General features: G+C 66.9%; 12 protein-coding genes. 4 read left to right on the forward strand and 8 right to left on the reverse strand.

Annotated features, from left to right (window positions below):
• Window positions 1–109: 109 nt before the first annotated feature.
• The 5 genes from mtnC to ABE423_RS05335 all read right to left on the reverse strand — a co-directional run bounded on the left by mtnC (window position 110) and on the right by ABE423_RS05335 (window position 5612).
• Entirely contained in the window at window positions 110–805 is a 696-nt protein-coding gene (mtnC, locus tag ABE423_RS05315) for an acireductone synthase (RefSeq protein WP_043397315.1), read from the reverse strand.
• Window positions 806–808: 3 nt separating this feature from the next.
• On the reverse strand, window positions 809–1366 hold the full coding sequence (locus ABE423_RS05320) for an acireductone dioxygenase (protein WP_014037028.1): 558 nt from the start codon (window positions 1364–1366) through the stop codon (window positions 809–811).
• Window positions 1367–1458: 92 nt separating this feature from the next.
• Window positions 1459–2100, reverse strand: a complete 642-nt coding sequence (locus ABE423_RS05325; protein ID WP_049434984.1) for a methylthioribulose 1-phosphate dehydratase — start codon at window positions 2098–2100, stop codon at window positions 1459–1461.
• Window positions 2101–2626: 526 nt separating this feature from the next.
• Window positions 2627–4054: an amino acid permease gene (locus tag ABE423_RS05330; RefSeq protein ID WP_032128776.1), complete on the reverse strand. Its 1428-nt coding sequence runs from the start codon at window positions 4052–4054 to the stop codon at window positions 2627–2629.
• A gap of 82 nt (window positions 4055–4136) precedes the next feature.
• Window positions 4137–5612 (reverse strand): amino acid permease, encoded by a 1476-nt coding sequence (locus ABE423_RS05335; protein WP_121503164.1) that lies wholly within the window; start codon window positions 5610–5612, stop codon window positions 4137–4139.
• A gap of 133 nt (window positions 5613–5745) precedes the next feature.
• On the opposite strand from ABE423_RS05335, the gene ABE423_RS05340 reads away from it, so the two are divergent.
• On the forward strand, window positions 5746–6360 hold the full coding sequence (locus tag ABE423_RS05340) for an NUDIX hydrolase (RefSeq protein ID WP_125895397.1): 615 nt from the start codon (window positions 5746–5748) through the stop codon (window positions 6358–6360).
• Between the two features lie 78 nt (window positions 6361–6438).
• Here ABE423_RS05340 and serA read toward each other — a convergent pair whose 3' ends face one another.
• A complete protein-coding gene (gene serA, locus ABE423_RS05345; RefSeq protein ID WP_014037034.1) occupies window positions 6439–7680 on the reverse strand; it encodes a phosphoglycerate dehydrogenase in 1242 nt (413 codons plus the stop codon).
• Window positions 7681–7849: 169 nt separating this feature from the next.
• On the opposite strand from serA, the gene ABE423_RS05350 reads away from it, so the two are divergent.
• The 3 genes from ABE423_RS05350 (at window position 7850) to ABE423_RS05360 (ending at window position 11437) form a co-directional block, all read left to right on the forward strand.
• Window positions 7850–9238 carry an FAD-binding oxidoreductase gene (locus ABE423_RS05350; RefSeq protein ID WP_049400143.1) on the forward strand — a complete coding sequence of 463 codons (1389 nt, stop codon included), beginning with the start codon at window positions 7850–7852 and terminating at the stop codon, window positions 9236–9238.
• Between the two features lie 62 nt (window positions 9239–9300).
• The gene (locus ABE423_RS05355) at window positions 9301–9600 is read left to right on the forward strand and encodes a DUF2388 domain-containing protein (RefSeq protein ID WP_125895394.1); all 300 of its coding nucleotides are present in this window, start codon (window positions 9301–9303) and stop codon (window positions 9598–9600) included.
• Between the two features lie 40 nt (window positions 9601–9640).
• Window positions 9641–11437 carry a DUF4105 domain-containing protein gene (locus ABE423_RS05360; protein WP_125895393.1) on the forward strand — a complete coding sequence of 599 codons (1797 nt, stop codon included), beginning with the start codon at window positions 9641–9643 and terminating at the stop codon, window positions 11435–11437.
• On the opposite strand, the gene ABE423_RS05365 is transcribed toward ABE423_RS05360, so the two are convergent.
• On the reverse strand, window positions 11415–12491 hold the full coding sequence (locus ABE423_RS05365; RefSeq protein WP_293796823.1) for an ATP-binding protein: 1077 nt from the start codon (window positions 12489–12491) through the stop codon (window positions 11415–11417). The genes ABE423_RS05360 and ABE423_RS05365 overlap by 23 nt on opposite strands.
• Complete coding sequence (locus ABE423_RS05370; RefSeq protein WP_020424480.1) at window positions 12491–13207, reverse strand: response regulator; 717 nt, start codon at window positions 13205–13207, stop codon at window positions 12491–12493. The genes ABE423_RS05365 and ABE423_RS05370 overlap by 1 nt, the downstream gene beginning before the upstream one ends.
• Between the last annotated feature and the right edge of the window lie 128 nt (window positions 13208–13335).

Raw genomic sequence — 13335 nt, forward strand, 5'->3', positions numbered from 1 at the left:
AAAACCCCTTAACTGATTGTTTCCAAAAACCGGGCCGGGTGGGTATTTTTTTGTTGGGGCCCCTTGTGCCCCAAAAACGACTTAATCCCCTCCGTCCCCTTTTTCTTGCTTACAGCTGAATCTGCTGGAAATTCTCGACCCGCTCGTGGCCGTTGGCGGCCTGGCCGGTGCGCGGCAGCGGGTAGTCATCCAGGCGATCAATCAGGCGGGTCTGCAGGCCGGCTTCGCGGGCGGCATCCAGTTCTTCCACCACATCCGACAGGAACAGGATCTCGCCGGCCGGCACGCCAATGGCCTGCACGATGCGGCGGTAGCTGTCGGCCTCGCGCTTGCCGCCGACTTCGGTGTCGAACCAGCCCGACACCAACGGGCTGAGGTCACCGGCGTCGCTGAAGCCGAAGAACAGCTTCTGCGCCGGCACCGAGCCGGAGGAGTACACGTACAGCGGCAGGCCGGAGGCGTGCCAGCCCTTCAGCACCGGCGCCACTTCCGGGTAGAAGTGCGCGGTGTAGTCGCCGCGGCGGTAGCCTTCGTCCCAGATCAGGCCCTGCAGCGCCTTCAGTGCGGTGTGCTTGCGGTCCTGGTCGATCCAGCCCTGCAGCGTCTCGGCCACCAGGCTGTCCTGGCAGGCGCCGCCGATCTCGGTGGCCACCGCATCCAGCCAGCGGCGGACTTCCGGCTGCTGGCCGTGCTCGGCGACGAACGCGGGCAGCGCCTTGCGGGCATAGGGGAACAGCACGTTCTTGACGAACGAGATGCTGCTGGTGGTGCCTTCGATGTCGGTCAGGATGACGCGGGGCTGCATGGATCAGGACGCCTGGGTGGGTACGTAACGGGGGAACTTCTGCGCGATGTCGGTGCCGGTGAAGTGACCGACCCAGCCATCCGGTTCGGTGAAGAAGCGGATCGCCACGAAGCTGGGCTCGTCGCCCATGTCGAACCAGTGGGTGGTGCCATCGGGTACGGCGATCAGGTCGTCCTTCACGCACTCGATCTCATAGACCTTGTCACCCACGTGCAGGGTGAACAGGCCGGAACCCGCGACGAAGAAGCGCACCTCGTCTTCCTTGTGGAAGTGTTCGTCGAGGAACTTCCTGCGCAGCTCGGCGCGGTTCGGGTTGTCCGGGGCGATCGAGGCCACGTCCACGCTCTTGAAGCCGCGCTCGGCAACCAGGCGGTCGATGTCGGCGCGGTAAGCGGCGAACACTTCATCCTGGCTGGCGCCCGGTGCGACCGGTGCGGTGGCCTGCCAGCGCTCGAAGGTGACGCCGATCTTCTGCAGCTCGGCAGCGATGACCGCGCCGTCCTGGGTGTCCAGCAGCGGTGATTCGGGGCGGGTGTCGTCGTAGATGCGCAGTCGGCTCATGGCGGCAGCTTGAACGTCTCGGGGGGAAGACAGGGTAGCAGGGTGGGCACGAGGTGCAGATTCCGGATCGGCATCTGCACCTGCGTGCGGGTTCAGCCGCGCAGCTTGCGCAGTTCCAGCTCGCAGTGGAACAGGAACTCGAACGCTTCCAGGTGGCGGCGTGCCTCGGCCATGTCGCGGCCCCAGGCATACAGGCCGTGGCCGTCGATCAGGTAGCCCCACAGGTTCTGCCGGTCGAGCAGGTCATCGACCTGCTTCGAAAGCACGTTCATGTCCTGGGTGTTGGCGAACACCGGCACGTCGATGGCCATCTCGTGGGTGCTGTTGCCGGCGAAGGCCTTCAGCAGCTCGTAGCCTTCCAGGCGGATGTGGCCCTGCGGCGCGTACAGGCGCGAGGCGATGGTCTGCACCGGCGAGTGGGTGTGCAACACGCAGCCGATCTCCGGGAAGCGGCGATACAGCTGGGTGTGCAGCAGGGTTTCGGCGGACGGGCGCAGCGGGCGGCCGACGGCCAGGCCGTCGAAGTCCACCACCATGATGTCGTCCTCGATCAGGCGGCCCTTGTCCTTGCCGGAGACGGTGATCGCGGCGTGGCGGTCGTCCAGGCGGTGGGAGAAGTTGCTGCTGGTGGCCGGCGTCCAGCCGGCGTGGGCCAGCTCGCGGACGTTGTCGATCAGCAGCTGGGCCAGTTCGCTCAGGCGCGCGGTGTCGTACGGGAAGGTGGGGGCGTTCATGCGGGCGATTTTACTGGATTCGGCCAACGGCTGAGCCCCTCGTGGCTGTCTCGCCGGGCTGGATTTCTTGCTTTGGCCGGGCGGGTGGGCTGTGCAGGGGACGCCGTAGACCCTTCCTTGGGGGCTTGGCCGCGGCATCCATGCCGCGGACACCCCTGCACAACCCACCCGCCCGACCACGGACAGGTTCCGTGCGCGTCAGCCACGGAGTGAAGAAGGAAAGGCAGAAGCGGGTCGCGGCGCTGCGCTTGCTCGGAGCCGAGCATGGCTCGGCTCTACAGAGAATTCATTTCCCAGACCGAATTCATCCACGCATGGCGTGGATCCACCGGACGCGCCGGGAGAGTGTCAGGGGCGGGGAGGCATGGGTTCGCGGGGGTATCCGCGCCATGGATGGCGCGGCTAAGCCTCCATGGACGGATTCACGGCGTCCCCGCGAACCCATGCCTCCCCGCCAAACCTTCAGCCCAGCTGTTGCCGTTGCTCCGGGCGGGTGCAGGGCCGCAGGCCCTGCAATGCAAAAACCTCACTTACCCCGCAGCCGGCTGTGCCTGAAGCCGTAGCAGAAATAGATCACGAAGCCGACGAACGTCCACACCCCCATCAGCATCCAGTTGTGCATCGTCATCGCCGACAGCAGGGCAAGGCAGCTCAGTACGCCCAGGCTGCAGATCAGCCACGCCATCGGCATGCGGAACGGACGCGGCAGGTCCGGCTGGGTGCGGCGCAGGATCAGCACGCCGGCGCACACGGCAGCGAACGCGATCAGCGTGCCCATCGAGGTCAGCTCGCCGAGGATGTCCAGCGGGAACAGCGCCGCCAGCAGCGCGATGCCGATACCGGTGATCACCGTGTTGATGTGCGGGGTACGGTACTTCGGGTGGATCTTGGTGAACACCGGCGGCAGCAGGCCGTCGCGGCCCATGATCATGAAGATGCGCGGCTGGCCGATGATCATCACCAGCACCACCGAGGACAGGCCGACCAGTGCGCCGACCTCGACCACCCAGCGCAACCAGCCCAGCTGCGGATGCGCGGCCACCGCGGTCACCACCGGCTCGTCGGTGCCCAGCAGTTGGAACGGCACCAGGCCGGTCATCACTGCGGCCATCGCGATGTACAGCACGGTGCAGATCACCAGCGACAGCATCATGCCGAACGGCATGTCGCGCTGTGGATTCTTCGATTCCTGCGCCGCCACCGACACCGCCTCGAAGCCGATGTAGGCGAAGAACACCATCGCCGCGCCACGCAGCACGCCTTCCATGCCGTACTTGCCGGGGCCTTCGTTGGCCGGAATGAACGGGGTCCAGTTGCTGGTGTCCACGTACTTCCAGCCGACCACGATGACCAGCACGATCAGGCCGGTCTTGAGCACGACCATCGCCATGTTCATCGCCGAGGACTTGCTGATGCCGACGTAGCACAGCCAGGTCAGCAGCAGCACCAGTGCGGCGGCCGGCAGGTTGGCGATCGCGCCGGTGGGGCGCAGCTGTGCATCGAGTGGGGCACTGACCAGCGCCGCCGGTAGATGGATGTCGAACTGGCTGAGCAGGCTGAGGAAATAGCCGGTCCAGCTGACCGCGACCGCCGAGGCGGAGACGCCGTATTCGAGCACCAGCATCCAGCCGATGAACCAGGCCGAGAGCTCGCCGAAGGTGGCGTAGGTGTAGGTGTAGGCGCTGCCGGAGACCGGCACCATCGAGGCGAACTCGGCATAGGCCAGCGCGCAGAAGGCGCAGCAGATGGCGGCCAGTACGAAGGACAGCATGATGGCCGGGCCGGCGTGGTTGGCGGCGGCCTGGCCGGTGATGACGAAGATGCCGCCGCCGATCACCGCGCCGATACCCAGGGCGGTCAGGCCCCAGGGGCCGAGGTGGCGGCGCAGGCTCAGGCCGTTGGCGTCTTCATGGGCGGCATGCGGGTGCTTGGTGGCCCACAGTTGCTTGAACATGTGTGGTGGTCTTGTCGAAGCGCGCCACGGGCGGCGCGCGGGGAAAACGGACGGGCCGGCACGAGGCCGGCCCGTAGGCGGATCAGGGCGACTTGGCCAGCTTGCTGTTGCGGATGCCGTAGCCCAGGTAGATCAGCAGGCCGAGCAGCGTCCAGCCGACGAACAGGTGCCAGTGCACCACGAACGCCTGCCAGAACAGGAACAGGCAGGTAGCCGCGCCGAGCGGGCAGATGATCCACACCGCCGGCACGCGGAACGGGCGGTGGATCTCCGGCTTGGTATAGCGCAGCACCAGCACGCCGATGCAGACCGTGGCGAAGGCCAGCAGGGTGCCCATCGAGACCAGTTCCCCCAGCACGTTCAGCGGTACCAGGCCGGCCAGTGCGGCGGCGATCACGCCGACCACGATGGTGGCGACGTACGGGGTGCGGAAGCGGGCGTGGACCCTGCCGAAGAACTTCGGCAGCAGGCCGTCGCGGGAGATGGTGTAGGCGATGCGGGTCTGGCCCATCATCATCACCAGCACCACCGAGGACAGGCCGGCGATGGCGCCGATCTCGACCAGGGTCTTCAGCCAGGACAGGGTCGGGTAGGGTTCCAGCGCGGTGGCCACCGGCTTGTCGGTGCCTAGCAGGTGGTACGGCATCATGCCGGTCAGCACCGCGCAGACGATGATGTAGACGATGGTGCACACGGCCAGCGAGCCGAGCAGGCCGATCGGCATGTTGCGCTGCGGGTCCTTGGTTTCACCGGCGGCGGTGGAGACCGCATCGAAGCCGATGTAGGCGAAGAACACGATGGTGGCCGCACGGAACACGCCGCTCCAGCCGAACTCACCCGCCACGCCGGTGTTTTCCGGGATGAACGGCTGCCAGTTGGCCGGGTCGATGTGGGCCGCGCCGATGCCGATGAACAGGCAGATGACGGTGACCTTGATCGCCACGATGATCGCGTTGACGAAGGCCGATTGGGTCACGCCCACGTACAGCAGGCCGGACACCGCCGCCACGATCAGTACTGCAGGCAGGTTGAACAGCTTGCCTGAGGCGATGAACTCGCTGCCGGTCCAGGCGATCGGGGCTGCGCTGAGCGCATCCGGGAACGGCATGTGCAGCGTGGTGGTGATGAAGCTGATCAGGTACGCCGACCAGCCCACCGCGACCGAGGCCGAGGCGAACAGGTATTCCAGCACCAGGCACCAGCCGATGAACCAGGCCATGCCCTCGCCGAGGGTGGCGTAGGAGTAGGAGTAGGCGCTGCCGGAGACCGGCATCATCGCCGCGAATTCGGCGTAGCACAGGCCCGCCAGGGCGCAGGCGAAACCGGCGATGACGAACGACAGCATCACTGCCGGGCCAGCGTGGTTGGCCGCAGCCTGGCCGGTCAGCACGAAGATACCTGCGCCGATCACCGCACCCACGCCAAGCAGGATGAGGTGTTTAGCCGTGAGGGTCCGTTTCAACGTGGCTTCGCCGTCCAGGCTGCCTTCGATGGGTTCGCCAGCATCGACGTGCCCGGCCGGTTCAACCGGCTTGACCCTCAACAGAGCTTTCAGCATGCAGTACTTCCTAGTGATCGGATTGGGTGGGCCGCCGATACGTTGCCGGCAACCCTGGAATGGTGAAGGCCGCGCGAACGGCCCGCTGTACCTTAGCCAAAGCTGAAGCCAACGCACAAGCGCAATCGCAACAATGAACGGCGATAATGAGCAGTATTTTTCCAAACGCCGCCCATTCATGAGCCAGACCGCCGAAACCCTTGCCGTGCTTGACGATCGCCTGCGTGGCCTGCTGCGGGACTACGCCCGCCGCGAGCCCGCCCACGACGCATTGGCTGCCGAATTCGGCACATTGTTGGACGATCCGGAAGATCCGTTCCGGCGCGAACGGCTGGCCGGCCACTTCACCGCCAGCTGCTGGCTGGTCAGTGCCGACGGCCAGCGCCTGCTGCTGACCCATCACCGCAAGCTGCAGCGCTGGCTGCAGCTGGGCGGCCACGCCGACGGCGACCGCGACCTGGCCCAGGTGGCGCTGAAGGAAGCCGAGGAGGAGTCGGGCCTGAGCGGCCTGGTGTTGGAAGACCCGGCCATCTTCGATCTGGACAAGCATTGGATTCCGGAGCGCAAGGACGTGCCGGGGCACTGGCACTACGACGTGCGTTTCGTGATCCGGGCGCTGGGTGGCGAGGCCTTCGTGCTCAGCGAGGAATCGCTGGAGCTGGCCTGGCGGCCGGTGACCGAGGTCGCCGCCGATCCGGAATCGGACGAATCCATGCAGCGCATGGCGCGCCGGTGGCTGACGCGCTGAAGAAAAAGGGGACGGAGGGGATTAAGTCGTTTATGCCGCATGTGCCGCAAACGACTTAATCCCCTCCGTCCCCTTTTCTCAGTACAGGATGCGCGTGCGCAGCGTGCCCGGAATCGCGGCCAGCTCGTCGCGCACGGCGGCGGCTTGTTCCTCGCTGGCGGTGATGTCGATCACCACGTAGCCCACCTTCGGGTCGGTGCGCAGGAACTGGCCGTCGATGTTGACGTTGTGGCGCGAGAAGATCTCGTTGACCTTGGACAGCACGCCCGGCACGTTCTGGTGGATGTGCAGCAGGCGCAGGCTGTCGGCGTGCTCGGGCAGGGTCACTTCCGGGAAATTGACCGCCGACAGGGTGCTGCCGTTGTCGCTGTAGCGCACCAGCTTGGCCGCCACCTCCACGCCGATGTTGTCCTGCGCCTCCAGCGTGCTGCCGCCTACGTGCGGGGTCAGGATCACATTGTCGTGGCGGGTCAGCGGCGATTCGAAGATATCGCCATTGCCCTTCGGCTCGACCGGGAACACGTCCAGCGCGGCGCCGCCGACGTGGCCGCTGGCCAGCGCCGCGTCCAGCGCATCGATGTCGACCACGGTGCCGCGCGCGGCGTTGATCAGGTGCGCGCCCTTGCGCATCTTCGCCAGCTCGGTGCTGCCGATCATCCACTGCGTGGACGGGGTCTCCGGCACGTGCAGGGTGACGATGTCGGCGCGGGCCAGCAGGTCGTCCAGGCTGGCCGCAGCACGCGCATTGCCCAGCGCCAGCTTGGTTTCCACGTCGTGGAAGATCACCTGCATGCCCAGCGATTCGGCCAGCACGCCGACCTGGGTGCCGATGTGGCCATAGCCGATGATGCCCAGGGTCTTGCCACGCACCTCATGGCTGCCGCTGGCCGACTTGGACCAGCCGCCGCGATGGCACTCGGCATTCTTCTGCGGAATGCCACGGGTCAGCATGATGGCCTCGGCAATCACCAGCTCGGCCACGCTGCGGGTGTTCGAATAGGGCGCATTGAACACCGGGATGCCGGCCAGCTCGGCCGCGTCCAGGTCGACCTGGTTGGTGCCGATGCAGAAGCAGCCCACCGCGATCAGGCGCTTGGCCTCGGCCAGCACTTCGGCGCTGAGCTGGGTGCGCGAACGGATCCCGACGATGTGCGCCTCGGCGATGCGCGCCTTCAGTTCGTCCTCGGGCAGCGCCTTGGTGTGCGCTTCGATCTGGCTGTAGCCGGCGGCGCTGAATACCTCCACGGCGGTCTGGCTGACCCCCTCCAGCAACAGCACGCGGATATCCTGCTTCGGGAACGAGGTCTTCTTCGGCGACATGGGGCGACACGGCCAGTGGGACAGGGGCTGACCACTATGCCAGATCGCAGCGACCATGGTGCAGTGCGCAATTGGTTGCATCCGTAGCTATCTGCACGGCTGCGGGGCTGGACGCTGGCGCGTGCCGCTGGCACGCTTGCCCGTTCTTCACGCACCGCGCTGGACCGTCATGACCGATTCCCGCATTGCCTCGCTGCAACAAGCCTGCCCCGGCCTGAAGCTGAAGACCGATCCGTCCGACCTGGAGCATTACGGGCGCGACTGGACCCGGCGCTGGACGCCGGCGCCGCTGGCGATCGCACTGCCGGCCACGGTCGAGGAAGTGCAGGCGGTGATGCGCTGGAGCGCAGGCGAGGGCGTGGCCGTGGTGCCGTCCGGTGGCCGCACCGGCCTCTCGGGTGGCGCGGTGGCCGCCAACGGCGAGCTGGTGCTCAGCCTGGAACGGATGAACAAGGCGCTGGCCTACGACGCGGTCGATCGCACCCTGGTGGTGCAGGCCGGCATGCCGCTGGAAGCCGTGCACAATGCCGCGCTGGACCATGGCTTGATCTACCCGGTGGATTTCGCCGCGCGCGGGTCCTGCTCGATCGGCGGCAACATCGCCACCAATGCCGGTGGCATCCGCGTGATCCGTTACGGCAACACCCGCGAGTGGATCGCAGGGCTGAAGGTGGTCACCGCTGACGGCGAGTTGCTGGAACTCAACAAGGGGCTGATCAAGAACTCCAGCGGCTATGACTTCCGCCAGCTGCTGATCGGCTCGGAGGGCACGCTGGGTGTGATCGTCGAAGCCACAGTGAAATTGACCGACCCGCCGCCGGCCAGCAACGTGATGCTGCTGGCAGTGCCGAGCTTTGAAGTTCTGATGCAGGTGTTCGCCGCGTTCCGCGCGCGCCTGCAGCTGCAGGCCTTCGAATTCTTCACCGACCGGGCGCTGGAGCACGTGCTGGCACATGGCGCACAGGCACCGTTCGACGAGGTGCATCCGTACTACGTGGTGACCGAGTTCGCCGCGGGCGACGAGGCCCAGGAAGCGGCGGCGATGGCCGCGTTCGAGGACTGCATGGGCAATGGCTGGGTCAGCGATGGCGTAATCAGTGCCAGCGACGCGCAGGCCGCGCAGCTGTGGCGCCTGCGCGAAGGCATCACTGAGTCGCTTGCCCGTTACAAGCCCTACAAAAACGATGTTTCGGTGCGGATCTCGTCGATGCCGGCGTTCCTGGCCGAGACCCAGGCGCTGATCGGGCAGGCCTATCCGCATTTCGACGTGGTCTGGTTCGGCCACATCGGTGACGGCAATCTGCACATCAATGTGCTCAAGCCGGACGACACCAGCGACGCTGATTTCGTGGCGCAATGCGAGCACGTAACCAAGCTGTTGGCGCAGGTGCTGGCCCGCTTCGATGGCAGCATCTCGGCCGAGCACGGCATCGGCCTGGTCAAGAAGGGCTACCTGGACAGCACCCGCGGCCCGGCCGAGATCGCCCTGATGAAGGCGGTCAAACGCGCGTTCGATCCCCAAGCGCGGCTGAATCCCGGCAAGCTGTTCGACGTTTGAGCCGGGCAAATCCTTCACGCACCCGTTACGCTCCACGCTTCCTAACAACCGGCTTCGAACCGATGACCCGTCCGCTTCTGCTGCTCGCCCTGCTGTCCCTGCCGCTGGCCGGCTTCGCTTCCAGCTTCGCCGGCACGTCGGCCGGTTCGGCCACGGGTGCTTCCTCCGGTTCCTCGGGCAGCAGCTCGGGTGACGACAAGGTGGTGATGGCTGCACGCGACGATGCCGCTGCGTTCGTCGCCAGCGACGGCCAGATCCGTGGCGCTCGCCTGCAGGCGGCGCTTGTCCACCTGCGTGAGCAGAGCACTGCCGCACAGCAGCAGAGCGACCTGGAACTGGCCCGCGCGCTGCTGGCGCGTTGATCCCGCCTTCGGGTAGTGCCGGCCGCTGGCCGGCAACGCCATGACATCTGCACGGAACGCAGCCACGCACGGCGTGGCTCTACTGCTGATCGCTCATGTCGCGCACGCGGCTGATCGCCTGCAGCTCGATCCTGCGGGGCTGAGCCCTGCACAGCAGCAGGTGGCGACGCAGACCCTGACCGACGTACAGTCACTGCTGCCGGAGGGTCTGCTGCGCGCCCTGCCGGCGCAGGTGCAGGTGCGCTGGAGTGATGGCCTTCCCGCCGAGGTGCATGGCCGCGCCTTCGCCGGCCGCATCACGTTGCGCCGCGATCTGCTGGATGATGCCGTGCCCGGTGCGCGCCGCGCACGCCGCAGCGCGCTGGTACACGAACTGAGCCATGTTGCCGACCGTACGGCGGCGAACTGGTCGCGCAGTGTGCGCTGGCGTGATCTGGCCGGATGGCAGCGCAAGCCCTGGCATCTCGGCCGTGGCGGCAATGACTTCCGAGACCGTAGTCCCGATGCGTATGAACTGAAAGATCCGGCCGAGTACCTGGCAGTGAACGCCGAGCATTTCGTGCTCGACAGCGAGTTTGCCTGCCGGCGCCCGGCACTGGCGCAGTGGTACCAGGCCCATTTCGGAACCCCGCCATCGCTGCCGCAGTCGCACTGCGCGACCACGCTGCCGTTGCTGCAGGCTGAATCGGAAGAGGGCGCGGCGTCGTTGCTGCAACTCGACCCGGCACGCGTCTACGCGGTGGACTACCTGTTTGCCGAAGGCAGCGCGCAGCCGATGAGCCGCTGGGGCCACAGCATGCTGCGGCTGGTGATCTGCCGGCCGGGCCGTGCGCCGGGGCCGGACTGTCGACTGGACCTGGAGTACCACCGGGTGCTGTCGTTCCGTGCCTTCGTTGGTGACGTGCAGATTTCCAACTGGCGTGGCCTTACCGGTGGCTACCCGTCGCGACTGTTCGTGCTGTCGCTGCAGCAGGTGGTGGATGAGTACACCAAGGTGGAACTGCGCGGGTTGCAGTCGCTGCCGTTGCAGTTGTCGCCCGGCGAGATCGCCAGCCTGCTCGAGCGCACTGCGCAGGTGCACTGGAGCTATGACGGGCGCTATTACTTCGTCAGCAACAACTGCGCGGTGGAAACCGCCAAGCTGCTGCAGGCGGGTGTGCCGCGGCTGGGGGAGGCCGGGCTGGCCCAGCTGAGTCCGCGTGGTTTGAAGCGTCGGCTGTCGCAGCTGCATGTGCTGGACGAGCAGGTACTCACGGACCGCAATGCAGCACAGGCGCAGGGTTACTACTTCGCCTCGGCACGCGATCACTACCAGCAGTTGTTCGGCGTGGCGGCAGCCCAGCTGGCATTGCCCGCACGCGACGTACGCGGCTGGTTGAAGCTGCCCGCACAGCAGCGTGCGCTGTGGTTGCTGCAGGGCGACCTGCGCGCAAGCGCCGGCCTGCTGCTGCTGGAACAGGCTGCGCAACGCCGCGCCGAGCTGCGCGCGCGCGATGTGCTGAAACGGCGCCTGCTGGCCGCACCGGACAGTGCCGAGACCCGGGGCCTGCGCCAGTTGCTGGAGCAGGGTGGGCAATGGCTGCGCCCGGGTACGCTGCTGGCGGACGGCGGCTACGGGTTGCCGCTGGCCGATGAGCAGGCGGTGCTGGCCGAAGCGGTTGCCACCGCCAGCGCACAGGCGGTACCGGCCTGGCAGGCGCTGCGCGTACAGCTGCGTCAGCAGCTGCCGGAGAAGCAGCGCAACGAAATGGATGCGATCGACGCCAACCTCGCTGCGCTCGGTGCCCGCCTGCGGGAACAGGCCGCTGCACCGGCTACTGGCGCGGCAGTTCGATGACGAAACGGCTGCCCCCGGCACTGCCCGGCGAGCAGTAGACGCGGCCGCCGTGCGCGTCTGCGATGGCCTTGACCACCGCCAGGCCCAGCCCGCTGCCGCCGCCCTGGCGTGAGCGCGAGCCATCGGCGCGCATGAACGGGGTGAAGATGTCGGCGTGCAAGGTCGGGTCGATGCCCGGGCCCTCGTCCTCGATCGCCACCTGCACATGGCCCGGTGTGTCATGCACGGCAATCCGCACCTTGCCCGGGCTGGCATAGCGGCGCGCGTTCTCCAGCAGCGCCAGCAGCGCCTGGCGCAGGCGGGTCGGGTCGCAGTGCGCGTTGTGTTCTTCGCGGCTGGTTTCCAGCTCCAGCACGAAGCCGGCGGCGCGGAACTGGGGATCGACCAGGGTCATCACCGAATGCACTTCGGCCACCACGTCGGTACGTGCGCGGCGCACGTCCAGCCGCGCATTGTCGGACAGGCTCAGCACGCGCAGATCCTCGATCAGTCTTGACAGGCCCTCGACCTGGGCGAGCAGGCTGCGGAACTGTGATTCGTCCGGCTGGAAGACGCCCTCGGCCAGGCCCTGCAGGCGGCCGCGCAGGATCGTCACCGGCGTCCGCAGTTCATGGGCGATGGCTGCATGCCACATCGCACGCTCGCTCTCCACGTGCTGCAGCCGCCGCGCCATGGCATTGAAGTCCTCGACCAAGGTGGCCACTTCGCCCGGCGAGTTTTCCTCGACGCTGGCACGAGCACCGAGGTCGCCGCCCGCGAGCGCGCGCACGCTGTCCACCAGCGAATTCAACGGCGACAGGATGCGATGGGCAAGACGGAACGAGGCGGCGATGGCCAGCGCCAGGCCGGTCAGGATCACGCCGACCATCCATGCCAGTTCAGGGCCGGTCGGCAGCCAGCTTTCCGGTTCCTCGGTAGTGCCGGGGAAGAATTCGACCAGCACCGCATACAGCAGCCAGGACGACAGGATCATCATCACGATGACGCCGATCACCATCAACGACATCGAGACGATGATGTGGCGGCTGAGCCCGGAGCGGCGCAGGCGGGCCATCAGCGGTCGGCCATCAACCGGTAGCCGACGCCACGCACGCTGGCCGGCACGTTGACCATGCCCACTTCATCCAGCTTGCGGCGCAGCTTGCTGACATGGCTGTCGACCGTGCGCTCCAGCGCCTCGCTTTCCGGCAGGCATTCGTGCATCAGTTCACTGCGGCTGAAGATGCGGGTCGGCGCCAGCGCCATGCAGTGCAGCAGCTTGAACTCGGTGAGCGTGAGCAGCACTTCGTGGCTGTAGCCTTCGCCTTCCACGTGTACGGCGTGGGTGGCCGAGTCGATCAGCAGCGGGCCCGCCCGCAGCGCGGTCGGGGCGTCCACGCGCGAGGCGCGCAACGTACGCCGCAGCACGGCGCGCACGCGCGCCGCCACTTCGGCCGGATTGAATGGTTTGACCACGTAGTCATCAGCGCCCATGCGCAGTGCGGTCAGCTTGTCCAGGTCCTGGTCCAGTGCGGTCAGCATGATCACCGGCGTCTCGCCGCGCTGGCGCAGCTGGGTCAGCACGCTCCAGCCATCCAGCCGCGGCAGCTGCACGTCGAGCAGGACCAGGTCGGGGCGGGCACTGCGATGCAGGTCCAGTGCGCTGTGGCCGTCGGCGGCGCGCAGCGTACGCAGTCCTTCGCGTTCCAGATAGGCGGTAAGAATGTCGGCGATCTCGGCCTCATCCTCGACGATCAGGACGAGGGCGGCGAGGGCAGGGGCGGCATGCATGCAGGGGCGGGGCCTTAAGGTGCTTGCCTCCATCGTATCTCCACAGTTCCTCCATCGAAACCCCATCATCGCCACGCACACTGGGTTCTTCAGAACCTATCAGCCGCCCGCGCGGCATTGTGCACAGC

Source organism: Stenotrophomonas sp. TWI1409 (genome assembly GCF_039673015.1).
Lineage (GTDB): Bacteria > Pseudomonadota > Gammaproteobacteria > Xanthomonadales > Xanthomonadaceae > Stenotrophomonas > Stenotrophomonas maltophilia_A.

Bases quoted from the DNA above. Each gene is read 5' to 3' on its own strand.
- ABE423_RS05370 (WP_020424480.1), bottom strand. From the start codon at position 13,207: ATGCATGCCGCCCCTGCCCTCGCCGCCCTCGTCCTGATCGTCGAGGAT.
- ABE423_RS05335 (WP_121503164.1), bottom strand. From the start codon at position 5,612: ATGCTGAAAGCTCTGTTGAGGGTCAAGCCGGTTGAACCGGCCGGGCAC.
- ABE423_RS05340 (WP_125895397.1), top strand. From the start codon at position 5,746: ATGAACGGCGATAATGAGCAGTATTTTTCCAAACGCCGCCCATTCATG.
- serA (WP_014037034.1), bottom strand. From the start codon at position 7,680: ATGTCGCCGAAGAAGACCTCGTTCCCGAAGCAGGATATCCGCGTGCTG.
- ABE423_RS05355 (WP_125895394.1), top strand. From the start codon at position 9,301: ATGACCCGTCCGCTTCTGCTGCTCGCCCTGCTGTCCCTGCCGCTGGCC.
- ABE423_RS05330 (WP_032128776.1), bottom strand. From the start codon at position 4,054: ATGTTCAAGCAACTGTGGGCCACCAAGCACCCGCATGCCGCCCATGAA.
- mtnC (WP_043397315.1), bottom strand. From the start codon at position 805: ATGCAGCCCCGCGTCATCCTGACCGACATCGAAGGCACCACCAGCAGC.
- ABE423_RS05325 (WP_049434984.1), bottom strand. From the start codon at position 2,100: ATGAACGCCCCCACCTTCCCGTACGACACCGCGCGCCTGAGCGAACTG.
- ABE423_RS05360 (WP_125895393.1), top strand. From the start codon at position 9,641: ATGACATCTGCACGGAACGCAGCCACGCACGGCGTGGCTCTACTGCTG.
- ABE423_RS05320 (WP_014037028.1), bottom strand. From the start codon at position 1,366: ATGAGCCGACTGCGCATCTACGACGACACCCGCCCCGAATCACCGCTG.
- ABE423_RS05365 (WP_293796823.1), bottom strand. From the start codon at position 12,491: ATGGCCCGCCTGCGCCGCTCCGGGCTCAGCCGCCACATCATCGTCTCG.
- ABE423_RS05350 (WP_049400143.1), top strand. From the start codon at position 7,850: ATGACCGATTCCCGCATTGCCTCGCTGCAACAAGCCTGCCCCGGCCTG.